Source organism: Actinomadura sp. RB99 (genome assembly GCF_014706005.1).
In the GTDB taxonomy this organism is placed as follows: domain Bacteria; phylum Actinomycetota; class Actinomycetes; order Streptosporangiales; family Streptosporangiaceae; genus Spirillospora.
On the sequence record NZ_JABMCA010000022.1, the window covers coordinates 72,184 to 94,339 of the forward strand.

The 22,156-nt window shown below is 74.7% G+C and carries 21 protein-coding genes; 9 read left to right on the plus strand and 12 right to left on the minus strand.

Annotation, left to right across the window (positions count from 1 at the left end):
- Positions 1-42 precede the first annotated feature (42 nt).
- Together amrb99_RS20945 and amrb99_RS20950 are read left to right on the plus strand one after the other, a co-directional pair.
- Positions 43-732 (plus strand): hypothetical protein, encoded by a 690-nt coding sequence (locus tag amrb99_RS20945; protein ID WP_190858455.1) that lies wholly within the window; start codon positions 43-45, stop codon positions 730-732.
- 144 nt (positions 733-876) lie between these two features.
- Positions 877-1,092 carry a hypothetical protein gene (locus amrb99_RS20950; protein WP_190858457.1) on the plus strand — a complete coding sequence of 72 codons (216 nt, stop codon included), beginning with the start codon at positions 877-879 and terminating at the stop codon, positions 1,090-1,092.
- A 17-nt stretch (positions 1,093-1,109) separates the two neighbouring features.
- Here the strand turns inward: amrb99_RS20950 and amrb99_RS20955 are convergent, their stop codons facing one another.
- Entirely contained in the window at positions 1,110-2,792 is a 1,683-nt protein-coding gene (locus tag amrb99_RS20955) for a chromosome segregation ATPase (RefSeq protein ID WP_241755748.1), read from the minus strand.
- A 99-nt stretch (positions 2,793-2,891) separates the two neighbouring features.
- Entirely contained in the window at positions 2,892-3,845 is a 954-nt protein-coding gene (pip, locus tag amrb99_RS20960) for a prolyl aminopeptidase (RefSeq protein WP_206700040.1), read from the minus strand.
- 61 nt (positions 3,846-3,906) lie between these two features.
- Here pip and amrb99_RS20965 point away from each other — a divergent pair, with 61 nt between their 5' ends.
- Positions 3,907-4,128, plus strand: coding sequence for a hypothetical protein (locus tag amrb99_RS20965; protein ID WP_190858460.1), 222 nt, complete (start codon positions 3,907-3,909; stop codon positions 4,126-4,128).
- 1 nt (position 4,129) lies between these two features.
- On the opposite strand, the gene hrpA is transcribed toward amrb99_RS20965, so the two are convergent.
- The 5 genes from hrpA to amrb99_RS20990 all read right to left on the minus strand — a co-directional run bounded on the left by hrpA (position 4,130) and on the right by amrb99_RS20990 (position 12,373).
- Complete coding sequence (hrpA, locus tag amrb99_RS20970) at positions 4,130-8,068, minus strand: ATP-dependent RNA helicase HrpA (protein ID WP_190858462.1); 3,939 nt, start codon at positions 8,066-8,068, stop codon at positions 4,130-4,132.
- Between the two features lie 150 nt (positions 8,069-8,218).
- Positions 8,219-9,703: an NADH-ubiquinone oxidoreductase-F iron-sulfur binding region domain-containing protein gene (locus amrb99_RS20975; RefSeq protein ID WP_190858464.1), complete on the minus strand. Its 1,485-nt coding sequence runs from the start codon at positions 9,701-9,703 to the stop codon at positions 8,219-8,221.
- On the minus strand, positions 9,700-10,485 hold the full coding sequence (locus amrb99_RS51290; protein ID WP_190858466.1) for a hypothetical protein: 786 nt from the start codon (positions 10,483-10,485) through the stop codon (positions 9,700-9,702). The genes amrb99_RS20975 and amrb99_RS51290 overlap by 4 nt, the downstream gene beginning before the upstream one ends.
- Before the next feature lie 215 nt (positions 10,486-10,700).
- The gene (locus amrb99_RS20985; protein WP_190858468.1) at positions 10,701-11,609 is read right to left on the minus strand and encodes an SDR family oxidoreductase; all 909 of its coding nucleotides are present in this window, start codon (positions 11,607-11,609) and stop codon (positions 10,701-10,703) included.
- Complete coding sequence (locus amrb99_RS20990) at positions 11,606-12,373, minus strand: SDR family oxidoreductase (RefSeq protein WP_190858470.1); 768 nt, start codon at positions 12,371-12,373, stop codon at positions 11,606-11,608. Before amrb99_RS20990 ends, amrb99_RS20985 begins: the two co-directional genes overlap by 4 nt.
- Before the next feature lie 64 nt (positions 12,374-12,437).
- Between amrb99_RS20990 and amrb99_RS20995 the strand changes: the two genes are divergently transcribed.
- From amrb99_RS20995 to amrb99_RS21010, 4 genes are read left to right on the plus strand one after another with little or no spacing between them, the layout of a single operon-like run.
- Positions 12,438-13,184, plus strand: coding sequence for an enoyl-CoA hydratase family protein (locus amrb99_RS20995; protein ID WP_190858472.1), 747 nt, complete (start codon positions 12,438-12,440; stop codon positions 13,182-13,184).
- On the plus strand, positions 13,181-14,041 hold the full coding sequence (locus tag amrb99_RS21000; RefSeq protein ID WP_347256772.1) for a CoA-transferase: 861 nt from the start codon (positions 13,181-13,183) through the stop codon (positions 14,039-14,041). Before amrb99_RS20995 ends, amrb99_RS21000 begins: the two co-directional genes overlap by 4 nt.
- The gene (locus amrb99_RS21005) at positions 14,038-14,769 is read left to right on the plus strand and encodes a CoA-transferase (RefSeq protein WP_190858474.1); all 732 of its coding nucleotides are present in this window, start codon (positions 14,038-14,040) and stop codon (positions 14,767-14,769) included. The genes amrb99_RS21000 and amrb99_RS21005 overlap by 4 nt, the downstream gene beginning before the upstream one ends.
- Positions 14,769-15,830 (plus strand): nitronate monooxygenase, encoded by a 1,062-nt coding sequence (locus amrb99_RS21010; protein WP_190858483.1) that lies wholly within the window; start codon positions 14,769-14,771, stop codon positions 15,828-15,830. Before amrb99_RS21005 ends, amrb99_RS21010 begins: the two co-directional genes overlap by 1 nt.
- A 32-nt stretch (positions 15,831-15,862) precedes the next feature.
- On the opposite strand, the gene amrb99_RS21015 is transcribed toward amrb99_RS21010, so the two are convergent.
- Positions 15,863-16,477, minus strand: a complete 615-nt coding sequence (locus amrb99_RS21015) for a TetR/AcrR family transcriptional regulator C-terminal domain-containing protein (protein ID WP_190858485.1) — start codon at positions 16,475-16,477, stop codon at positions 15,863-15,865.
- Between the two features lie 68 nt (positions 16,478-16,545).
- Between amrb99_RS21015 and amrb99_RS21020 the strand changes: the two genes are divergently transcribed.
- Both amrb99_RS21020 and amrb99_RS21025 read left to right on the plus strand, forming a co-directional pair.
- Positions 16,546-17,121 (plus strand): peroxiredoxin-like family protein, encoded by a 576-nt coding sequence (locus tag amrb99_RS21020; RefSeq protein WP_190858487.1) that lies wholly within the window; start codon positions 16,546-16,548, stop codon positions 17,119-17,121.
- On the plus strand, positions 17,118-17,894 hold the full coding sequence (locus amrb99_RS21025; protein WP_190858489.1) for a class I SAM-dependent methyltransferase: 777 nt from the start codon (positions 17,118-17,120) through the stop codon (positions 17,892-17,894). Before amrb99_RS21020 ends, amrb99_RS21025 begins: the two co-directional genes overlap by 4 nt.
- A 3-nt stretch (positions 17,895-17,897) precedes the next feature.
- Here amrb99_RS21025 and amrb99_RS21030 read toward each other — a convergent pair whose 3' ends face one another.
- From amrb99_RS21030 to amrb99_RS21045, 4 genes are all read right to left on the minus strand, one after another.
- Positions 17,898-18,878: a zinc-binding dehydrogenase gene (locus amrb99_RS21030; RefSeq protein ID WP_190858491.1), complete on the minus strand. Its 981-nt coding sequence runs from the start codon at positions 18,876-18,878 to the stop codon at positions 17,898-17,900.
- A complete protein-coding gene (locus amrb99_RS21035) occupies positions 18,878-19,882 on the minus strand; it encodes an aldo/keto reductase (protein WP_190858493.1) in 1,005 nt (334 codons plus the stop codon). Before amrb99_RS21035 ends, amrb99_RS21030 begins: the two co-directional genes overlap by 1 nt.
- 109 nt (positions 19,883-19,991) lie before the next feature.
- Complete coding sequence (locus tag amrb99_RS21040) at positions 19,992-20,852, minus strand: helix-turn-helix transcriptional regulator (protein WP_190858495.1); 861 nt, start codon at positions 20,850-20,852, stop codon at positions 19,992-19,994.
- Between the two features lie 88 nt (positions 20,853-20,940).
- Positions 20,941-22,152: a CaiB/BaiF CoA-transferase family protein gene (locus amrb99_RS21045; RefSeq protein WP_190858498.1), complete on the minus strand. Its 1,212-nt coding sequence runs from the start codon at positions 22,150-22,152 to the stop codon at positions 20,941-20,943.
- Between the last annotated feature and the right edge of the window lie 4 nt (positions 22,153-22,156).

The following is a 22,156-nucleotide window of genomic DNA, read 5'->3' on the forward strand; positions in this document are numbered from 1 at the left end:
CGGTGCCGTTTTCGTGCGGCGGATGTGATTGCGGGGGACCCAGTGATCATCGATAGGCGGTTCCACGGCCCGGACGGGTCGGGCAACGGGGGGTACACGGCGGGGCTGCTGGCGGGGCGGGTGCCGATCGACACGGTGACGGTGACGCTGCGGCAGCCGCCACCGCTGGAGACCGAGCTGACGGTCACCGTGGAGGACGAGCGCGGGCACAGCGTGCGGATGTGGGACGGGGAGACGCTCGTCGCGGAGGCCCTCGCGGGGGCGATCGTGGTGCCGCCGGTGCCGCCGGTCCCGTTCGTGGACGCGCTGCGGGCGGCGGAGAAGTTCCGGGCGATCGAGAACCATCCGTTCCCGCGCTGCTTCGTGTGCGGGCCGGAGCGCGAGCCCGGCGACGGGCTCCGGCTGGAGCCCGGGCAGGTCGGCGACGGCACCGTCGCGGCGCCGTGGGTGCCCGACCGGGTGCCGGAGCGGACGCTGGTGTGGGCGGCGCTGGACTGCCCCGGCGGCTGGTCGTTCGACGTGGCGGGCCGCCCGGCCGTCCTCGGCACGATGACCGCGCAGGTCACCGACGTGCCCGAGGCCGGCGAGGAGTGCGTGGTGATGGGGCTGGCGCGCAGCCGGGAGGGCCGCAAGATGCACGCGGCGACCGCGCTGTACGGCGCCGACGGCCGGCTGCTCGGCCGCGCCGAGCAGATCTGGATCGAGATCGACCCGGAGCGGTTCGGCCGGTGACCCGGCGGGGGCGGCGGACCGGTGCTCCGGAACCGCCGCCCGCCAGACCGTCTCCACCCGACCGCGGGAAATATGTCACGCGACATGGTCCGGCACCGCCGTTCCGCTGTTCAATCTGACTTTCCGCGACTGGAGGCGGGTCAGATGGGCGGAACGGTCTTCCTTCTCCTCGGGGTGGCGGCGCTCGCGGTGTACACCGGCAGGCACTGGGAGCGGGCCCGCCGCGCCGCGTCCGACATGCGGCTGAGCCGCCGGCGGGTCGCCGGCCTGCGGCGGACGGCGGTGCGCGAGCGCGGCCAGGCCACCATGATCGTCGCGGGGGCGGTCGTCGTCCTCGTGATCGTCGTCAAGTACGGCTGAGCCGCCGGCGCCGGCCGTCAGGGGCCGGTGAACAGCGGGTCCTCCCGGTCGGCTCCGTTCAGCTGCCGGCGCGGCAGCGGCGGCTCGCCCGCCGGGGGGCCGCCCGCGGGCGACGGGGGGCCGCCGGCGGCGGGCGGCGGCAGCGTGTGCCCGCCCGACTGGGACGATCCGGGCGGCGGTCCGCCGTGCGTTCCGTTCGGTCCCTGCGTCCCGTTCGGTCCCGGCGTTCCGGGCGGGACGGGCGCGCCGAGCGGGAAGCCGGAGCCGCCGGCGGGGCCGGTCGGCGCCAGCGGCGGCTGCGCGCCGCCGGGGGCGTTCGCGAAGCCCGGCGGCGGGACAGGGCTCCCGCCGGACAGCCGGCCGCCCGGCGGGACGTTGGACGACAGGGTGTTGTGGGTGAGCTGGTCTATCTGGCGGCGCGCGCGGTCGGCCTCGGCGCGGGCGGCGTCGCGCTCCTCGGCGAGGGCGGACAGCGCGGCCTGCTGCTCGGCGACCGACTGGGACAGCTGGCGCAGCTGCACCGCCTGGTCGTTGATCTTGGCGGTCAGCTCGTCGCGCTCGCCGGTGGCGGCCTCGGCCTGCGCCCGCGCGGCGTCGCGCTCCTTGGCGGCGTCCTCGGCGCGGGCGTTGGCGCGGACCACCTCCGCCTCGGCCTCGGACTGCGCGCGCAGCGCGGCGGCGCGCTCCGCCTCGGCCTTGCTGGCGGCCTGCATGGCGCGCTGGCGCTGCGCCTCGGTGTCGCGCATGGCGTTGCGCAGGTCCTCGGCACCCTGCTTGGCGACCGCGGCCTCGACCCGCTGCGACTCGGCGGCGCCCTCGGCCTCGGCGAGCTTGGCGTGCAGCCCGACCAGCTCGGCGCGGGCGGCCTCCAGCGCGGCGAGCAGCTCGGTCTCGCGGGCGGCGACGCGGTCGCGCTCGCTCTCGGCGGCGAGCTTCGCCGTCATCGACTGCTGCGCGATCTGGTGCGCCTCCTCCCACGCCTGCTGCGCGGCGTCGCGCTTGGCGGTCGCGAGGCGGGCCTCTTCGCGGGCCTCGGCGGCGTCCTTCTCGGCCTTGTCGGCGCGGCCCCGGGCGGACGACGCCTCGTGCCACGCCTCCTCCGCCTTGCGCTGCGAGGCGTCCCGCTCGCTCTGCGCGATGGCCAGCTCGCGGGCGGCCTCGGCCCGCACCTCGGCGACCCGGCGCTCGACGCCGGCGACGCTCAGCTCGGAGGTCAGCGAGTCGGCGAGCAGGTCCGCGGCCTTCTCCAGCCGCTCGACCATCTCCCAGGTGGAGGCGACCTGCCCGGTGAGGCCGGGCGCGTCCCGGCCCCGCTCGCGGCGGTCGCGGGCCTCGCGGGCGCAGGCGCCGTCGTTGTCCTGGCAGTACCGGACGGTGCGGACGGCCCCGACCGGCTGCGGGACCGGCCGCCCGCAGTTCGCGCACGGCCAGACCGTCACGGGGTCGCCCATCCGCGCGACCGCCGTCTCGGCGCCGGCGGTGCCGGCGGTGCCGGCGATGTCGTCGCGCGCCTCCGGCGCGGACTGCTGCGGCGTGCCCTGCCGCGGGGCCCCCTGCTGCCCTGGCGAGCCCTGCCCGCCGGCCGCGTCGCCCTCCGCGGACGCGGCGCCCTGCGGACGCCCGTCCTCGGAGACCGCGCCCTGGGGAGCCGCGGCCGTCCCCTCGGGGCCGCTATTGTCGCGCTCTTCGCTGTTAGGCATGGAATGAACCATACGCACTAGTACACGGTACTGCAGTGACTTGCGAGGTAGATGTGGGACCACGCACGTCGCACCGAAGTGAGTAGAACCGCCCGGGCGTCACCGCACGGCGAACCGGTCCGTCGCCTCGATGAGCCGGTCCAGGGTGCCCGGTTCGGCGCCGCCGTGCCCCGCGTCCTCGACGATGTGGAACTCCGCCTCGGGCCAGGCGAGGTGCAGGTCCCACGCCTGGTCCGGCGGGGTCTTCATGTCGTAGCGGCCGTTGACGATCACGGCGGGGACGTGCCGGATCCGATCGACGCCCGCGAGCAGGCCGCCGTCGGGCAGGAATCCGCCGGCGGCGATGTAGTGGTGCGTGATACGGGCGAACGCGAGGACGGCCGGGTCGTCGAGGTCGGGCGCCGCGACGGGCAGCAGCGTGTTGGCGCACAGCTCCCACCCCATCCACGCCCGCGCCGCGGGCAGGTGGACGGCCGGGTCCGGGTCCTCGATGCGGCGGCCGTAGGCGGCGACCATGTCGTCCCGCTCGTCCGGCGGGATCGCGTCGCGGAACGCGGCCCACTCGGCCGGGAACAGGTGGGCGGCGCCGGTCGGCGTGAACCCCCACGCCTCGTCGGACGGCCGGACGAGGTAGACGCCCCGCAGCACCATCTCCGTGACGCGCTCGGGATGGGCCTGCGCGTAGGCGAGCGCGAGGGTGCTCCCCCAGCTGCCGCCGAACACCAGCCAGCGCTCGATCGACAGGTGCTCGCGCAGCCGCTCGATGTCGGCGACGAGGTGCGGTGTGGTGTTGTGCTCGAGGGAGACGCCGGGGTCTCCGGCGTGCGGGCGGCTCCGGCCGCAGTTGCGCTGGTCGAACAGGACGATCCGGTACGCGGCGGGGTCGAAGAAGCGCCGGAAGGCGGGGACCACGCCGCCGCCGGGCCCGCCGTGCAGGAACACCGCGGGCTTGCCGTCCGGGTTCCCGCAGACCTCCCAGTGGACGCGGTTCCCGTCGCCGACGTCCAGCAGGCCGGAGTCGTAGGGCTCGATCGGCGGGTAGAACTCCCTCAAGGCCATGCCCCCAGTCATATCCGACAATTGATCATGTTCGCACCGCGTTAGCATCCCGCGAATGGAGATGACGTGCACGCAGTGCGGGGGCGGCGACTTCGAGCCCGGCTTCATCGAGGACGCCGGGCAGGCCAGCCGGGGGTACGCGCGCTGGATCGAGGGCGCGCTCGAGCTGGGCCTGTTCGGCGGTGCGAAGCGCATAGGCCGGCCCCGCCGGCAGATCGAGGCGTGGCGGTGCCGGCGGTGCGCGCATCTGGAGCTGTTCGCACGCGACCCCGCCTGAGCTACAGCTGGGCCATGGCCTTGCGGATGCGCTTGTCGGACACGGGGAACCGGGTGCCGAGCTGCTGGGCGAACAGGCTGACCCGCAGCTCCTCCAGCATCCAGCGGATCTGCCGGGCGGGCTCCTCGTCGCGGCGGGACGGGTGCAGCCGGCGGAGCGCCTGCTCGTACTCCTGCCCCAGCACGTCGACCTGGTGCGCGAGCATCCGGTCGCGTCCCGGGTTCTCGGGGAGCTTGTCGAGGCGGATCTGCAGCGCGCGCAGGTAGCGCGGCAGGTCGGCGAGCCGCGCCCAGCCCGTCTCGGTGACGAACCCCGGGTGGATCAGGCCCGCCAGCCGCCCGCGGATGTCGGTCAGCGCCGGGACGAGCGTGAGGCTGGCGGTGCCGCGCAGCCGCCGGTCCAGCTCGTGGGACTCGGCGAGGATCCGCTCGACCAGCCCGACGACCTGCGCGGTGGCGTCGTGCAGGTCGGCGCGGACCCGGTCGTACAGCGCGCGGAAGCCGGCCTCGTCCCACGCGGGCCCGCCCGCCTCGGCGATGAGCCGGTCGGCGGCGGCGGTGACGCAGTCGTCGAACAGCGCCGCGACGGACCCGTGCGGGTTGTGGCTGAGCGCCAGCTTGCCCTTGTTGGTCAGGCGGCCCTGGATGAGCTTCACCGGGGACGGCGCGTTCAGCAGGATGAGGCGGCGCGTGCCGAGCCACATGGCGCGGCGCTGCTCGGCCTCCGTCTCGTACATGCGGACGGCGACGCTGTCGCCCTCGTCGGTCAGGGCCGGGTACGCCTTCACGTCGTAGCCGGCCTGCCGCCGCTCGTAGGTGCGGGGCAGCTCGCCGATCGTCCACTCGGTGAGGCCGGACCGCTCCACGTTCGACGCGGCCTTCGCCAGCGTCCCGCGCACCTTGCCCGCCAGCCCGCGTTTCAGCTCGTCGAGGTCGGTGCCCTCGCCGAGGGTGCGCTTGCGGTCGTCGACGACGCGGAAGGTGATGCGCAGGTGCGCGGGCAGCCGCGAGGGGTCCCACGCCTCCCGCGCGACGGCGACGCCCGTCATCGCGGTCAGCTCGCGCTCCAGCGCGTCCAGCAGCGGCTCGGTGCGCGGCGCGACGCGGTCGAGGACCTTGCGGGCGTAGTCGGGCGCCGGGACGAAGTTGACGCGCAGCTGCTTCGGCAGCGACCGGATCAGCTCGGTGACCAGCTCGGTGCGCAGGCCGGGGACCTGCCACTCGAACCCGTCCGGGCGGACCTGGTTGAGGACCTGGACGGGGATGTGGACGGTGACGCCGTCGGCGTCGGTGCCCGGCTCGAACTGGTAGGTCAGCCGCAGCCGCAGCGGCCCCTGCTTCCACACGTCCGGGTAGTCGGCCTCGCTGACACCGCCCGCGGTCTCGTTGATGAGCATCGACTTCTCGAACCCGAGCAGGTCGGGGTCCGAGCGCCGCGCCCGCTTCCACCACGCGTCGAAGTGCCGCCCGGAGACGACGTCCTCGGGGATCCGCGCGTCGTAGAAGTCGAAGAGCGTCTCGTCGTCCACGAGGATGTCGCGGCGGCGGGCGCGGTGCTCCAGTTCCTCGACCTCCTCGAGCAGCGCGCGGTTGTCGTGGAAGAACTCGTGGTGGGTCTCCCAGTCGCCCTCGACGAGCGCGTGCCGGATGAACCGCTCGCGGGACAGCGCCGGGTCGATGGAGCCGTAGTTGACGCGCCGGTCGGCGACGATCGGCACACCGTACAGGGTGACCTTCTCGTGCGCCATGACGGCGGCCTGCTTCTTCGACCAGTGCGGCTCGCTGTAGTTGCGCTTGACGAGGTGCTCCGCCAGCGGCTCGATCCAGTCGGGCTCGATCTTGGCGTTGATGCGCCCCCAGAGCCGGGACGTCTCGACCAGCTCCGCCGACATCACCCAGCGCGGCGGCTTCTTGAACAGCGCCGACCCCGGGAACACGGCGAACTTCGCGCCGCGCGCGCCGAGGTACTCCTGCCCGCGCCGCGGCTTGTCCTTCTCCTTCTTGTCGGAGTCGATGAGCCCGATGTGCGAGAGGAGGCCGGCGAGCAGGGAGACGTGGATGCGGTCGGGCGGGGCGTCGGCGGTGTTGAGCGTGACGCCCAGCGACTTGGCGACCTGCTTGAGCTGGCCGTGCAGGTCCTGCCACTCGCGGACGCGCAGGAAGTGCAGGAACTCGTTCTTGCACATGCGGCGGAACGCGCTGCCCGACAGCTCCTTCTGCCGCTCGCGCAGGTAGTTCCACAGGTTCAGGTACGCCAGGAAGTCGGACGTGGGGTCGGCGAACCGGCGGTGCATCTCGTCGGCGGCCTGCTGGTGCTCGGCGGGGCGCTCGCGCGGGTCCTGGATCGACAGCGCGGCGGCGATGACGAGGACCTCGCGGACGCACCCGTTGCGGTCGGCCTCCAGCACCATGCGGGCGAGCCGCGGGTCCACGGGCAGCTGCGCGAGCCGGCGGCCGAGCGGGGTGAGCCGCTTGCGCGGGTCCTTCTCGGCCGGGTCGATGGCGCCGAGTTCGTGCAGCAGGTCGACGCCCGCCTTGACGTTGCGGCGGTCCGGCGGCTCCACGAACGGGAACGCGGCGATGTCGCCGAGGCCGAGCGCCGTCATCTGCAGGATGACCGACGCGAGGTTCGTGCGCAGGATCTCCGGGTCGGTGAACTCGGGCCGGGACTCGAAGTCCTCCTCGGAGTACAGCCGGATGCACACGCCCTCGGACACGCGGCCGCAGCGCCCCTTGCGCTGGTTCGCCGACGCCTGCGAGACCGGCTCGATCGGGAGCCGCTGCACCTTCAGCCGGTGGCTGTAGCGGGAGATGCGGGCGGTGCCCGGGTCGACGACGTACTTGATGCCGGGGACGGTCAGCGACGTCTCGGCGACGTTCGTCGCGAGGACGACGCGCCGCCCGCGATGCGCCTGGAACACCCGGTGCTGCTCGGCGGCCGACAGCCGCGCGTACAGCGGCAGCACCTCGGTCGCCGTCCTCTGGCGGGTGAAGTGCTTGGTGAGCGCGTCGGCGGTGTCGCGGATCTCCCGCTCGCCGCTGAGGAAGACCAGGACGTCGCCGGGCGCCTCGCGGCCCAGCTCGTCGACCGCGTCGATGATCGCCTGGATCTGGTCGCGGTCGGGGTCGGCGGACGGGTCGTCGGGGTCGGCGACCGGCCGGTACCGCACCTCCACCGGGTACGTCCGGCCGGAGACCTCGACGATCGGGGCGTCGCCGAAGTGCCGGGAGAACCGCTCGGGGTCGATCGTCGCCGAGGTGATGATCACCTTGAGGTCGGGACGCCGCGGCAGGATCTCCTTGACGTAGCCGAGCAGGAAGTCGATGTTCAGGCTGCGCTCGTGCGCCTCGTCGATGATCAGCGTGTCGTACTGGCGCAGCAGCCGGTCGGTCTGGATCTCGGCGAGCAGGATGCCGTCGGTCATCAGCTTCACGAGCGTGTCGTCGCCGGCCCTGTCGGTGAAGCGGACCTTGTAGCCGACGGTGTCGCCGAGCTCGGTGCCGAGCTCCTCGGCGATCCGGTCGGCGACGGTGCGGGCGGCGAGCCGGCGCGGCTGGGTGTGGCCGATCGAGCCGAGCACGCCGCGGCCGAGCTCCAGGCAGATCTTCGGGATCTGGGTGGTCTTGCCGGAGCCGGTCTCGCCCGCGACGATCACGACCTGGTGGTCGCGGACCGCGGCGAGGATGTCGTCCTTCTTCTGCGCGACCGGCAGCTCCGCCGGGTAGGTGATCTCGGGCACGGCGAGGCGCCGCCGCTCGACCCGCCGTCCGGCGGCCTCGACGTCGGCGGCGATCTCCTCGGCGACCTTCGCGCGCCGCGCCGCGTCCCGCATCTTCTGGGCGCCGTCGATGCGGCGGCGGAGCCGGTGCTGGTCGCGCAGCATCAGCTCGGGCAGGCGCGCGCGCAGGTCGGCGAGCGGCGATCTCACAGGTGTCCTCATAACCATCGACAAGGATAGGGTTCCAGGCCGGCAGGCCCCGCTCACCCTCAAACCTTCGCACCGTAGCCGGAATCGCCCGCGCCGGGCGATCCATTTTCCGTCGGCGCGCCGATTACAACGCCCGCCGCCCCACCGGGCATTCCTGCGCCGCTAGGAGGCCCGGCCCGCCTTCTCGTGGGGCGTGCGCGGGACGAGGCGCAGGGCGAGGCCGGGGCAGATCGCGACGGCGCGCCGCGCGTCGGCCTCCAGCCGCGCCGGGATGGGCTCGGACGGGATCACCGGGTAGTTGTACTCGTCCATCCGGACGGTGCCGCGCAGCACGTCGGCGCACAGGCCGTGGCCGTCGCAGCGGCTCCAGTCGACCTCCAGCCGCAGCTCGGCCGCCTCCGCCTCGGCGGGCAGCACCCCGAGGACGGGCCGCCCGCAGCCGCCGTCGGAGGCGTGCCGGGCGAGGTCGTCGGCGAAGACCTCCAGCGCGGACAGCACGAACCGGGCGGTGCCGTCGGGGTGGGAGCACGCGCCGCGGCCGACGACCATCCCGACGGCGCGGCGGACGGCCTCGCAGGCCGCCGCGACGCCCCGGCCGGCGGCGATGTCGGCGAGCGCGCCGGCGACGTCGGGCAGCCCGAGGCGGCACGGCCCGCACTGCCCGGCCGACTCGGCGGCCAGGTACCCGGCGACGCGCGCGGCCTCGCCGAGCGGGCAGGTGCCGCGCCCGACCGGCATGACGATCCCGGCGCCGAGCGCGCCGCCCGCCGCAGCGAGCCCGGCGCGCGACACCGCGGTCCGGGTCGCGACCTCGCCCTTCAGCCAGGCGCCGTGGTACCCGCCGACCAGCACTCCCTCGCCCGCCCGCGCGCCGCACAGGTCGAGCAGGTGGCCGAGCGGCGCCCCGGCGGGCGTCTCCACCACGGCCGGGAAGCGGGCCGAGCCGGTCACGGTCAGCAGCACCGTGCCGGGCTCGTCGGGCGTCCCGACCTTCCGGTACCCGGCGGGGCCGAGCCCGGCGAGGACGGCCAGCTGGGCGTAGGTCTCGGCGTTGGACAGCAGCGTGGGCAGGCCGTCCACGCCGCGGGTCGAGGCGCGGCCCTTGCGGCCGGGCGGGATCGGGCGCTTGCCGTTGATGCCGCGCACCAGCGCCCCGCTCTCGCCGGTGACGAACCGCTCCGGCAGCAGCGCCACGCGGGCCCGGCCGCCGAGGTCGCGCTCGGCGATCGCGTCCCGCACCGACGCGGCCGCCGTCCCGTCCGTCACGGCGACGATGATCTCCAGCGAGCCGAGCGCGGTCGCGGCGAGCGCGGCGCCGTCCAGGATCAGGTGCGGCGCGCCGCGCAGCAGCGCCTTGTCCTTGGCGCTGCCGGGCTCGCCCTCGGTGCCGTTGACGACCACGATCGTCCGCTTGCCGCGCCGCACGGCGCTGTCGGCGGTCGCCCGCAGCTTGCGCGCGAACGGGAACGCGGCGCCGCCCCGCCCGTGCAGCCGCCCCTCCTCGCACAGCGCGACGAGCTGGTCGGTGGTGAGGGGGCGCGGGTGCGGATGCAGGGCGCGGTGGGCGTCCCAGTCGAGGCGTCCCCCGTCGGCGAGCCCCTTGGTGAGGCGCGGCGGGCCGACGTGCCGGACGGCGAGCGCGCTCACGGCGTCCTCCTCTCCCGGGGCCGCAGGACGGGGCGGGCGGCGAGCGCGAGCACGACTCCGGCCACGCACAGCAGGTAGCCCGCCGTCACCCACACGGCGGGGGCGCGGCCGGAGGTCAGGCCGTGCCAGATCCCGAGCGGCCACGCCGCGTACGCGGTGAGGTGCGTGGCCCGCCAGATCCACGGACGCCGGGTGCCGGCGAAGCGGCCGCGCGCGATGCCCCCGGCCACCGCGATGATCAGGAGGTAGAAGGCGATGACGCCGATGTCGTAGTCGGCGGCGTGCCGGCCGGGCAGCGGCAGGAACGCCCCGGCGATCCCGACCCGGTGCTCGGCGAGCTGCGAGTCGATGTGGACGGCCAGCATCGCCACGGCGAGGAACGCGGTGGCCCGGTGCACGGCCTGGGCCCGCAGCCGGTGCCGGGAGGCGAGGATCGCGCGGTCGGTGGCCAGCAGCCCGATCATGACCGTCAGCGACAGCGCGACCAGCGCGAAGACCCCGCAGTAGAAGTCGAGGAACCGGCCGACCGGGCGCAGCGGGGACGGCGACCCGCCGGACTCGGCGCCGAGGCCGAGGAGGGCGCCCGCCACGACGGCCGCGGCCGCTCCCGCGGCGACGCGGCCCCGGCGTCCGCCGATCCGTCCCCGCCGCGCCGGCGCGACCGCGGGAGCCGCCACGGGCCGGGGGCGGCCGCCGGGCCCGGCGAGGAACGCGCCGGTCATCTCGTGGGCGGGGCCGCGGCGCGGCACGTCCCCTGGCGGCGGACCCTCAACAGGAGCCATGGCGGCACCCCCTGCCTCTCACGTCGTCCGGGGACATTCCCCGGCAACTACGACGCGTGGTCGCCACGATCCGGTTCGGTGACACGACCATCCCCCATCCCCCGCCGATATCCGGAATGGTGGCAGGTCAGGGCGGTTCCACGGAGGTTCGCGACCGGAACCGGCCGCGCCCGGCATGCGCCGGGCGCGGGCGAGGGGCGCGGGCGGGGGGCGAATCAGCCCGCGCCGTACACCGGCTCGGGCTCCGGAGCCTCGGCGAGGAGGCCGGCGACGACCTCGCCGACCTCGGCGGGGTCCCAGCGGGCGCCCTTGTCGGCCGCGGGGCCGTGCCGGAACGCGTCCATCACGCAGATCTTGCCGCCCTCGGCCTCGAAGACCCGGCCGGTGACGCCCTTGGACTGCGCGGACCCGAGCCAGACGACCAGCGGCGACACGTTCTCCGGCGCCATCGCGTCGAACTCGCCCTCGGCCGGCGCGGCCATCGTCTGCGCGAAGACCTCCTCGGTCATCCGGGTGCGGGCGGCGGGCGCGATCGCGTTGACGTTCACCCCGTACCGGCCGAGCTCGGCGGAGGCGACGAGGGTGAGCCCGACGATGCCGGCCTTCGCGGCCGAGTAGTTGCCCTGGCCGACGCTGCCGAGCAGGCCCGCGCCGGACGAGGTGTTGATCACGCGGGCGTCCACGGCGCGGCCCGCCTTGCTCTCGGCCCGCCAGTACCGCCCGGCGTGCTTGAGCGGCAGGAAGTGCCCCTTGAGGTGGACGCGCATCACCGCGTCCCACTCGTCCTCGGAGAGGTTGATCAGCATCCGGTCGCGCAGGAACCCGGCGTTGTTGACGAGGGTGTCGAGGCGGCCGAAGGTGTCCACGGCGGTGGCGACGAGCGCGGCGGCGCCCGCGTCGGTGGCGATGTCGTCGGTGCTGGCCACGGCCCGCCCGCCGAGCGCCTCGATCTCCTTGACGACGTCCTGGGCGGGGCCGCCGGAGGCGTCGCCGCTGCCGTCGCGGGCCACGCCCAGGTCGTTGACGACGACGAGGGCGCCCTGCCGGGCGAACTCCAGCGCGTGCGCGCGGCCGAGCCCGCGCCCGGCCCCGGTGACGGCGACCACGCGGTCCTTGCAGATCATCGCGACTCCTCCTTGTTCACGGTGGCGGCGTCCAGGAACGCGGGGCGCTCTCCCCCGCCGTGCAGCAGCATCTGCGACCCGGTGACGTAGGACGCCAGGTCCGAGGCCAGGTAGACGCAGGCCGCGCCGACCTCGAACGGGTCGCCGAGGCGGCCCATCGGGACGGTGCGGCCGACGGCCTCGACGCCCGCCTCGTCCCCGTAGTGCAGGTGCGCCAGCTCGGTGCGGATCATGCCGAGGACCAGGGTGTTGACCCGCACCCGCGGCGCCCACTCGACGGCCAGCGACTGGGTGAGGCTGTGCAGCCCGGCCTTGGCGGCGCCGTACGCGGCGGTGCCCGGCGACGGCCGGACCCCGCTGACGCTGCCGATGTTGACCACCGAGGAGCCGTCCGGCATCAGCGGGCGCAGCGTCCGCGCCATGATCAGCGGTCCGGTCAGGTTCAGCTCGATGATCTTGAGGTGGGTGCGCAGCGGCCCGTCGGTGAGCGGCCGGAACGGCGCGCCGCCCGCGTTGTTGACCAGGACGTCGACCCGGTCGAGCCCGGCGGCGAAGGCCTCGGCGGCGTCGGCGTCCCGGACGTCCAGCGAGACGAACGCCGCCTCGCGGCCGCCGCCCCGGGGCAGCGCGTCCGGCTCCCGCCGGGCCACCGCGATCACGTCGGCGCCCGCCTCCAGGAAGGCGCGGCTGATCCCCGCACCGACCCCGCGCGCGCCTCCGGTGACCACGACGGTCTTCCCCGCCAGGTCCAGCGTCAGTGACATCCCGCCTCCTCCGAGCCCCTCTGCTACGGTCTGTTCTAACAAATGTTTGGTGGAAAGGTAGCGCATGGGAGTCTCCACCACGACCCTGGACGGGGTCGCCGAGATCGTCGTGGACGCGCCGCCGGTCAACGCACTGACCGTCGCGGGCTGGTTCGAGCTGGCCGACGCGGTGCTCGCGGCCGGCCGCGACCCGCAGGTCGGCGCCGTCGTGCTCCGGGCCGAGGGCCGGGGCTTCAACGCGGGCGTCGACATCAAGGAGATGCAGCGGACCGATGGCCACACCGCGCTGGTGGGGGCCAACCGGGGCTGCTTCGCGGCGTTCGCCGCCGTCTACGACTGCGAGGTGCCGGTCGTCGCCGCGGTGCACGGCTTCTGCCTCGGCGGCGGAATCGGCCTGGCGGGCAACGCCGACATCGTCGTGGCGTCCGACGACGCCTTCTTCGGCCTGCCCGAGGTCGACCGGGGGGCGCTCGGCGCCGCGACGCACCTGGCCCGGCTCGTCCCGCAGCACCTGATGCGCGCGATGGTCTACACGTGCCGCAACGTGACCGCGGCCGAGCTGCACCACCACGGCTCGGTGCTGGAGGTCGTCCCGAAGGACGAGCTGCGCGCCAAGGCGCTGGAGGTCGCCGGGAACATCGCGGCGAAGGACAGGTACGTGATCCGGCGCGCCAAGGAGTCGCTGAACGGCATCGACCCGGTCGACGTCCGCCGCAGCTACCGCTACGAGCAGGGGTTCACGTTCGAGCTGAACCTCATGGGCGCGGGCGACGAGCACCGCGACGCCTTCGTCGCGAAGGGGGCCAAGTGAGCAAGGTTCTCTCCATCGAGGAGATCGTCGGGTCGCTGGAGAGCGGCATGACGCTCGGGATCGGCGGCTGGGGCTCGCGGCGCAAGCCGATGGCCCTGGTCCGGGCGCTGTGCCGCTCCGACGTCACCGACCTGACCGTGGTGACCTACGGCGGCCCGGACGTCGGGCTGCTGTGCGCGGCCGGCAAGGTCCGCCGGCTCGTCACCGCGTTCGTGACCATGGACTCGATCCCGCTGGAGCCGCACTTCCGGCAGGCCCGGCAGACCGGGTCGATCGAGCTGACCGAGTACGACGAGGGCATGTTCATGTTCGGGCTGTACGCGGCGGCGCACCGGCTGCCCTTCCTGCCCACCCCGGTCGGGCTCGGCTCGGACGTGATGCGCGTCAACCCGGAGTTGAAGACGATCCGGTCGCCGTACGAGGACGGGCAGGAGCTCGTCGCCGTCCCGGCGCTGAAGATGGACGCGGCGCTGATCCACATGAACCGCGCCGACGCGCGCGGCAACGCGCAGTACCTCGGCGCCGACCCGTACATGGACGACCTGTTCGCCAAGGCCGCGGACCGGACGTACATCTCCTGCGAGCGGCTGGTGGACACCGCCGACTTCGCCAAGGAGGGCCCGCCGCAGTCGATGCTGATCAGCCGGGCGCAGGTCGCGGGCGTGGTGGAGACGCCGAACGGCGCGCACTTCACCGACTGCGAGCCCGACCACCGCCGCGACGAGGCGTTCCAGAAGCTGTACGCGAAGTCGGCGGGCGACCCGGAGTCGTGGGCGGCGTTCCGCGACCGGTTCCTGTCCGGCGACGAGGCCGCTTACCAGGACGCGGTCCGGACCTGGCAGGAGGAGTCCCGATGAGCGATGTGACGAGGGCCGAGGTCTGCGCGGTCGCCTGCGCCGAGCTGTTCCGGGGCGACGGCGAGATCGTGGCGGCGGCGGTCGCCGGCTTCGTGCCGATGCTGGGCTCGCGGCTCGCGCGGGCGACGTTCGAGCCGGACCTGCTGACGACCGACGGCGGGCCGACGCTGAGCGCCGAGCCCGTCCCGCTGGGCCGCACGGCGGAGGTGGCGGAGGGCTGGCTGCCGTTCCGCGACCACCTGTGGCTGGTGCTGAACGCGCGGCGGCATGTGGTGATGGGGCCGTCGCAGATCGACCGGTACGGCAACACCAACATCTCGTGCATCGGCGACTGGGAGCGGCCGACGCGGCAGCTCCTCGGGTCGCGCGGCGGGCCGGGCAACACGCTGCTGAACCCGACGAGCTACTGGGTGCCGAAGCACTCGACGCGGGTGTTCACCGACACGGTCGACTTCGTCAGCGGCGTCGGCTGGGACCGGGGCGCGCACGAGATCCGCGCCGTGGTGAGCAACCTGGCGGTGCTGGACTTCGACACCCCCGACCACCGGATGCGGCTGCGCTCGGTGCACCCCGGCGTGACCGTCGAGGACGTCGTGGCCGCCACCGGGTTCGAGCTGGCCGTCCCGGACGAGGTGCCGCAGACCCGCCTCCCCGACGACGAGGAGCTGCGGGTCATGCGCGAGGTGCTCGACCCGAAGGGGCTGCGCGAGCGGGAGGTCCCGGCCTGATGGAGCAGCGGCTCGACACCCCGCTGACCCGGCTGACGGGCGTGCGGCACCCGGTCGTCCAGACGGGCATGGGCTGGGTGGCCGGCCCGCGCCTGGTCACCGCGGTCGCGAACGCGGGCGGTCTCGGGATCCTCGCGTCGGCGACGATGACGCTGGACCAGCTCGCGGACGCGATCCACGAGGTGAAGGACCGCACGGACGCGCCGTTCGGGGTCAACCTGCGGGCCGACGCCGGGGACGCCGGCGACCGCATCGACCTGCTGATCAAGGAGGGCGTGAAGGTCGCGTCGTTCGCGCTCGCGCCGAAGAAGGAGCTGATCGCCAAGCTCAAGGACGCGGGCCTCGTCGTGATCCCGTCGGTGGGCGCGCGGCGGCACGCGGAGAAGGTCGCGGGCTGGGGCGCGGACGCGGTGCTGGTGCAGGGCGGCGAGGGCGGCGGGCACACCGGCGCCGTCGCCACCACGCTGCTGCTGCCGCAGGTCGTGGACGCGGTCGACATCCCGGTGATCGCGGCCGGCGGCTTCTTCGACGGGCGCGGGCTCGCCGCCGCGCTGTCCTACGGGGCGGCGGGAGTGGCGATGGGCACCCGGTTCCTGCTGACCTCCGACAGCTCGGTCCCCGACGCGGTCAAGCAGGTGTACCTGGAGACGGGCGAGACGGTCGTGACCCGGCAGGTCGACGGGATGCCGCACCGGGTGCTGCGCAGCGAGCTGGTGGACGGGCTGGAGTCGTCCGGCCGGGTCAGCGGGCTGGTCCGGGCGCTGCGCAACGGGGCCCGGTTCAAGAAGCTGTCCGGGATGTCGTGGCGCGCGATGATCGCGGACGGGAAGGCGATGAAGCACGGCAAGGACCTGTCCTGGTCGCAGGTCCTCATGGCGGCCAACACCCCGATGCTGCTGAAGGCGGCGATGGTGGACGGCCGTCCCGATCTCGGAGTGATGGCGTCGGGCCAGGTCGTCGGGGTCATCGACGACCTGCCGAGCTGCGCCCGGCTGATCGACGGGATCGTGGAGCAGGCCGTGCGGGCCATCGCCGCGCAGCAGGCGCTGCTGGTGCGTTAGGCGGTGCTGGTGCTTTAGACGATGCTGGTGCTTTAGACGGTGCCGAGGCCGCGCAGCACGGCCGCCAGTCCCCCGCGGAACTCCTCGTCGGGGCCGATGTGGCGGGCGTGCCGCGCGGTCTCCGCCATGTTCGGGAACCGGTCGGCGGGCAGCGCGGCGATGGCGGCCGTCCCCTCGCCCTCCAGCGGGCCGAGGTGCTCCAGCTGGATGGCGCCGATGATGTAGGCGATCACCGCGCGGAGGGCGACGGCGGCGCGCGGCCCGGTGATGCCCGCGTCGCGCAGGATGCCGGCCACCGTCTCGCCCCAGCACAGCGACCCGGCCGAGTCGTGCCGGTGCGTGAGCGTCAGCGGCATGATCGCCGCGTGCGCGCCGAACGCCTTCCGCAGCCGCAGCGCCATGGTCACGATCCTCTCCTCCCACGGGCCGCCGGGCGGCGGCGTGGGGTCGACCTCCGCGTAGACGAGGTCGATGACGAGTCCTTCCAGCTCCTCCCGGTCGCGGACGTACCGGTACAGCGCCATGGTGCTCAGCTTGAGCTCCTTGGCGACGGCGCGCATGGACAGCCCGGCGAGGCCGTCCCGGTCGATGACGGCGAGTGCCGCGGCGGCGACCTGGTCCTGGGTGAGCGAGCGGGGTCTCGGCATGGCACTTGACAGCGTACGGCATACACTTACGATCGTAAGCGTATGCCGTACACCTAAGGAGCGCGCCGATGCGTCTCGTCCCCGGTTCCGACGTCCCCGCCCGCGAGCTGACCCCGGTCGGCGGCCCCGCCGTCCCCGTGCCCGACCCGGGCCACCTCGTCCACCTGCAGTTCCGCCGGTTCGCGGGCTGCCCGATCTGCAACCTGCACCTGCGCTCGTTCGTCACCCGGCACGCCGAGATCGAGGCCGCCGGGATCCGCGAGATCGTGGTGTTCCACTCCACCGAGGAGGAACTGCGCGAGCACGTCCCCGGACTCCCGTTCCCCGTCGTCGGGGACCCCCGCAAGCGCCTGTACGCCGAGTTCGGCGTCGAGTCCGCGCGCCGCGCGCTGCTCGACCCCCGGGTGTGGGGCCCGCTCGCCTGGTCCTCGGTCATCAAGACCTGGCGGGTGCTCCGGGGCCGCGAGCGCCCGCCGGCCGCCCGCCCGACCGGCGGCCGGCTGGGCCTGCCCGGCGACTTCCTGATCGGCGCGGACGGGCGGCTCATCGCGGCGAAGTACGGCGAGCACGCCTACGACCAGTGGTCGGTCGACGAACTGCTCGCCCTGGCCGCCGAGGCGCCCGCCCCGGCACGGAAGGCATGACCATGGAGACCATCGACCGCGTCGCCGACGCCGCCCGCTACGAGGTGATCAGCGGCGGATACGACGACGCCCTGTTCGCCGCCGCCGCCGTCCCGCCCGCCGGGCGCGTGCTCGACGTCGGCTGCGGCTACGGCGCGACCTCGCGGCGGGCCGCACGGCTCGCCGCCCGCGGAAGCGTCCTCGGCAACGACATCGCGGAGCCCCTGCTCGCCCAGGCCCGCGCTTTCGCCGACGGCGAGGGCCTGGCCAATGTCGCGTTCGAGGCGGGCGACGCGCAGACGCATCCCTTCCGCCACGGCGAGTTCGACGTCGCGATCAGCCGGTTCGGCATGATGTTCTTCCGCGACCCCGTGGCCGCCTTCGGCAACGTCCGCCGGGCCCTGAAGCCGGGAGGACGGCTGGTGTTCACGACCGTCGGCCCGCCCGGCGGCAACGACCTGCCGGGCATCGTCGCGGCGGCCATGCCCCCGGCGCCGGCGGGCGGGCCCCCGTCCGACGTGCACTCGCTGTCCGACCCCGACCGGATCGCCGCCGTGCTCGGCGCGGCCGGGTTCGCCGACGTCCGCTCCGAACCGGTCGAGACGTCCATCGTCCTCGGACCGGACGCGGAGGCGGCCGCCTCGTTCATCCTCGCCTGGGGCGCCTTCGGCGGCGCCTTGGACGAGGCCGCCGCCGGCCGCGCGCGGGCCGCGCTGACCGGCGCGGCCCGCCCGTTCGAGACGCCCGGCGGCGTCCGGCTGCGGAGCACCGCATGGCTGGTCACGGCGGTGTGAGCGTCAGCCGCGCACCGCGAGGACGAGCTTGCCGGTCGTGGCGCCCGACTCGATGCGGCGGTGCGCCTCCGCGGCCCGCTCCAGGGGCAGCTCCTCCACCTGAAGCCGCAGGTCGCCGGAGGCCGCGGCGGCCACGGCGCGGCGCAGGCCCCGGCCCGCCTCGGCCGGGAACGCGCCCGAGAACGCCGCGAGGTTGAACCCCGACACGGACTTGTTGCTGAACCACAGCTCGTTCGCCGACACGCCCACGTCGTCCGCGCCCGACGCGTTGCCCATGACGATCATCCGGCCCATCGGGGCGAGGGCGTCGAGGCTGGTGCGGCGCGCCGGGCCGCCGACCATGTCGACCACGATGTCGAACCCGCGCCCGCCGGTGAGGTCCGCGACCCGGTCCGGCAGCTCGTCGCGGAGCACGACGTCGTCGTAGCCGAAGCCGCGCGCCGTCTCGATCTTCGCCGGGCCGCCGACGGTGCCGACCACCCGGCCCGCGCCGAGCTGCCGCGCCGCCTGGCCGAGCTGGCTGCCGACCCCTCCGGCGGCGGCGTGCACGAGCACGGTCTCGCCGGGCTCGATGCGCGCCGCCCGGTCCAGGACGAGGAACGCGGTCGTGCTGTTGGACGGGATCGCGGCCGCGACGTCCAGGCCGAGGTCGAGACCGTCCAGCGGCGCGACCAGGTCGGCGGAGGTGACGACGGCCTCGGCGTACCCGCCGCTGTCCACGATCGTCAGCGCGGCGACGGGCTGCCCGGGCCGCAGCCCCTCGACGTCCGGGCCGACCGCGCGGACGTGCCCGGACACCTCGATGCCGGGGACGAACGGCAGCGGCACGTCCACGACGCCCCGCCGGTACAGCACCTCGGCGAAGTTGGCGCCCGCGTAGGCGACGTCGATCGACACCTGCCCCGGCCCCGGCTCGGGGACCTTGACCTCGTCCACGCGCAGCACGTCGGCCTCGCCGAACGCGGGAATGGTGACGGCCTTCATCAGTAACGCCCTCCAACGGCCGCGGGAACGGCGTCCAGCTCGGCCAGGTCGGTCTCGGTGAGGTCCAGGTCGGCGGCGGCGGCGTTGTCGCGCAGGTACCGCTGCTTCTTGGTGCCGGGGATCGGGATGACGTGGTCGCCCTGCGCGAGCGTCCAGGCGATGGCGACCTGCGCCGGGGTGGCCCCGTGCCGCTCGGCGACCGTCTTGACGACATCGACGATGCGCAGGTTGGCCTTCAGCGCCTCCTCCTGGAAGCGCGGGTTGGCGCCGCGGAAGTCGCCGTCCTCGAAGTCGGCCGCGGTGACGGTCCCGGTGAGGAACCCCCGGCCGAGCGGCGAGAACGGGACGAACGCCGCGCCGTTGGCGGCGCACCAGCCGACCACGTCGCCCGCCTCTCCGGCGCCCGAGACCGCGCCGGCGCCGGCGGACTCCGCCGCGGGCTGCCCCATCGCGTCCCGCGTCCACAGCGACAGCTCCGACTGGATCGCCGCCACCGGGTGGATCGCGTGCGCCTCGGCCGCCTGCGCGACGCTGACCTCCGACAGCCCCAGCCGCCGCACCTTGCCCTCGGCGACCAGTTCCGCCATCGCGCCCCAGGTGTCGGCCAGCGGCACGTCCGGGTCGACGCGGTGCAGGTAGTAGAGGTCGATCACGTCGGTGTCCAGGCGGCGGAGGCTGTCCTCGGCGGACGCCTTGACGTGCTCCGGCCGCCCGTTGCGGACGATCTCCCTGGTGGCGAGCGACTCCACGACCAGGCCCGTCTTGGTGGCGAGCACCGCCTCGTCGCGGCGGCCCGCGAGGGCCCGCCCGACCAGCGTCTCGTTGTGGCCGTCGCCGTAGGGCTGCGCGGTGTCCAGGAAGGTGACGCCCAGGTCGAGCGCCTCGCGGATCAGCGCCACCGACGCGTCGTCGTCGCGCTCGGACTCGGCGTAGGCCCAGCTCATGCCCATGCAGCCCAGCCCGACGGCGCCCACCGGCGTACCCGCGAAATCACGATTCCTCACGGCCGTTCCCTTCATCTGGTTCGTTCGGGAACGATCGTGCCGGATCGCCGGAGAAGCAGGCAGACCGCGCTCATCCTGGGTCTGCCACCACCACCCTCGCGGGCGGGCGTCAGCTCGCCGCGGCCAGACCGCGCCGCGCCATCAGCCGCTCCAGGCGTTCCATGGTCCCGGTGCCGGGCCGCGGGTTCTGCAGCACGAGGTCGGTGCCGGGGCGGTCGGCGAGCGGCAGCAGCGTCCCCTCGAAGATCATCTCGCCGGCCTCCGGGTGCCGGACGCCCTTGACCGCCTGCGTGGCGGCGCTCACGTCGTGCCGCGGCCACAGCTCGGCGAACTCCGGGCTGACCTCGATCATGTCCTCCGCGATCCGGCCGAACTCGGGGTCGTCGGGATAGCGGGCCGCGTCCGCGCGGAACCGGGCGACGACGCCCGGGGCGGCGGCGGCCCACTCCAGGTGCATGCTCCGGTAGCGGGCGTTGGTGAAGAACGTCACCAGGCAGTTGTGGTCCACGTCGGAGAACCCGAACACCTCGCGGGCCGCGTCGTTGATCGCGACGAAGTTCCAGTGCCGGTCCCGGACGTAGGCGGGCCGCGGCGACCACGCGTCCAGCACCCGCCGCAGCTCCGGCGTGATCGGCGCGGCGGGGCCGGCCTCGCGCCGCGGCGGGTTCAGCCCGGCCAGCAGGTACAGGTGCTCGCGCTCGGCGGCGTCGAGCCGGAGGGCGCGGGCGATGGCGTCCAGCACGTCGCCGGAGACCTTGATGTCGCGGCCCTGCTCCAGCCACGTGTACCAGGACACGCCGACCCCGGCGAGCACGGCGACCTCCTCGCGCCGCAGGCCCGGCGTCCGGCGCCGGCCCGCGTCGGGCATGCCGACGTCGGAGGGCGTGAGCCGGGCGCGGCGGGTGCGCAGGAAGTCGCGCATCTCCTCGCGGCGGCGGTCGGGGGCGGAGGGCGGGGTCGTGCTGGCCATACCGCCACGATATCCGGTGGCCCGGTCGTGATCGCCGGGGCGGCGGCCGGGCGGGCCGCGGGCGCCGGTCACGTGGCGGGCGCGCCGGTCACGTGGCGGGCGGGGCCTCCGCGTGCAGCCGCACGGTCCCGGACCCGCTCAGCCGCGCGATGTCCGCGCCGTCGCGTCCGAGCTCGCGCAGGACCGCCTCGGTGTGCTCGCCGAGCGCCGGGACCGGGTCCATCCGCGCCTCGACGTCGGCGAAGGTGATCGGCGGGCGGATCGCGTGGATCGCCCCGACCGGGGAGCCGACCTCGCGCCAGCGGTCCCGCTCGGCGAGCTGCGGGTGCGCGATCAGCCCGTGCCCGTCGTTCAGCGACGCGTTCGCGACGCCCGCCTCGTCCAGCCGCCGCAGCAGTTCCGCGCGGTCCATCGCCGAGGTGACGCCGGCGACGATCGCGTCCACCTTCCCGCGGTTGCGGACCCGCGCCCGGTTCGTCGCGTACTCCGGATCGGTGACCAGGTCGGGACGGTCCAGGACGCCGGTCGCCAGCGCCGCCCAGCCGCGGTCGTTCTGCACGCCGATGACGACGTCGACCCCGTCGGCCGTCGGGTAGGCGTCGTACGGGCAGATGACCGGATGGCTCAGCCGGGTCCGCGGCGGCACCGACCCCGTGTAGAGGGTCGTGTACATCGCCTGGCTCATCCACTCGGCGACCGCGTCGAACATCGTGACCTCGATCGCCGCGCCCTCGCCGGTGGTGCCGCGCCGGACGAGCGCCGCGAGCGTCCCGGAGAAGGCGTACATCCCGGCGGCGATGTCGGCCAGCGGGGAGCCCGCCTTCACCGGCGTCTCCGGGGTGCCGGTCACCGAGATCAGCCCCGCCTCGGCCTGGACGAGCATGTCGTAGGCGCGCTTGTCGCGGTACGGGCCGCGCGTCCCGTAGCCGGACATGTCGACGACGATCAGCCGGGGGTCGCGGGCGCGCAGCCCGTCCGCGCCGAAGCCGAGGCGGGCGGCGGCACCGGGCGCGAGGTTCTGCAGGAACACGTCGGCGCCCGCGACCAACTCGGCGAGGATCGCCCGCCCCTCGTCCCGCTTGAGGTCGAGCGCGACCGACTCCTTCGACCGGTTCAGCCACGCGAAATGGGTGCCGAGCCCGCCGCGCACGTCGGCGTCGTAGGCGCGGGCGAAGTCGCCGCCGTCCACGCGCTCGACCTTGATGACGCGGGCGCCGAGGTCGGCGAGCTGCCGGGTGGCGAACGGCGCGGCGACCGCCTGCTCCAGCGCGACGACGGTGATGCCTTCGAGGGGGAGCATCGCG

Excerpts from the sequence above, each read along its gene's own strand:
- amrb99_RS20990 (WP_190858470.1), bottom strand. The coding sequence starts at position 12,373 with ATGTCACTGACGCTGGACCTGGCGGGGAAGACCGTCGTGGTCACCGGA.
- amrb99_RS21005 (WP_190858474.1), top strand. The coding sequence starts at position 14,038 with ATGAGCGATGTGACGAGGGCCGAGGTCTGCGCGGTCGCCTGCGCCGAG.
- amrb99_RS20965 (WP_190858460.1), top strand. The coding sequence starts at position 3,907 with ATGGAGATGACGTGCACGCAGTGCGGGGGCGGCGACTTCGAGCCCGGC.
- amrb99_RS21025 (WP_190858489.1), top strand. The coding sequence starts at position 17,118 with ATGACCATGGAGACCATCGACCGCGTCGCCGACGCCGCCCGCTACGAG.
- amrb99_RS21045 (WP_190858498.1), bottom strand. The coding sequence starts at position 22,152 with ATGCTCCCCCTCGAAGGCATCACCGTCGTCGCGCTGGAGCAGGCGGTC.
- hrpA (WP_190858462.1), bottom strand. The coding sequence starts at position 8,068 with ATGAGGACACCTGTGAGATCGCCGCTCGCCGACCTGCGCGCGCGCCTG.
- amrb99_RS21040 (WP_190858495.1), bottom strand. The coding sequence starts at position 20,852 with ATGGCCAGCACGACCCCGCCCTCCGCCCCCGACCGCCGCCGCGAGGAG.
- amrb99_RS20950 (WP_190858457.1), top strand. The coding sequence starts at position 877 with ATGGGCGGAACGGTCTTCCTTCTCCTCGGGGTGGCGGCGCTCGCGGTG.
- amrb99_RS21020 (WP_190858487.1), top strand. The coding sequence starts at position 16,546 with ATGCGTCTCGTCCCCGGTTCCGACGTCCCCGCCCGCGAGCTGACCCCG.
- amrb99_RS20995 (WP_190858472.1), top strand. The coding sequence starts at position 12,438 with ATGGGAGTCTCCACCACGACCCTGGACGGGGTCGCCGAGATCGTCGTG.
- amrb99_RS20955 (WP_241755748.1), bottom strand. The coding sequence starts at position 2,792 with ATGCCTAACAGCGAAGAGCGCGACAATAGCGGCCCCGAGGGGACGGCC.
- amrb99_RS21030 (WP_190858491.1), bottom strand. The coding sequence starts at position 18,878 with ATGAAGGCCGTCACCATTCCCGCGTTCGGCGAGGCCGACGTGCTGCGC.
- amrb99_RS20985 (WP_190858468.1), bottom strand. The coding sequence starts at position 11,609 with ATGATCTGCAAGGACCGCGTGGTCGCCGTCACCGGGGCCGGGCGCGGG.
- amrb99_RS21010 (WP_190858483.1), top strand. The coding sequence starts at position 14,769 with ATGGAGCAGCGGCTCGACACCCCGCTGACCCGGCTGACGGGCGTGCGG.
- amrb99_RS21015 (WP_190858485.1), bottom strand. The coding sequence starts at position 16,477 with ATGCCGAGACCCCGCTCGCTCACCCAGGACCAGGTCGCCGCCGCGGCA.
- amrb99_RS51290 (WP_190858466.1), bottom strand. The coding sequence starts at position 10,485 with ATGGCTCCTGTTGAGGGTCCGCCGCCAGGGGACGTGCCGCGCCGCGGC.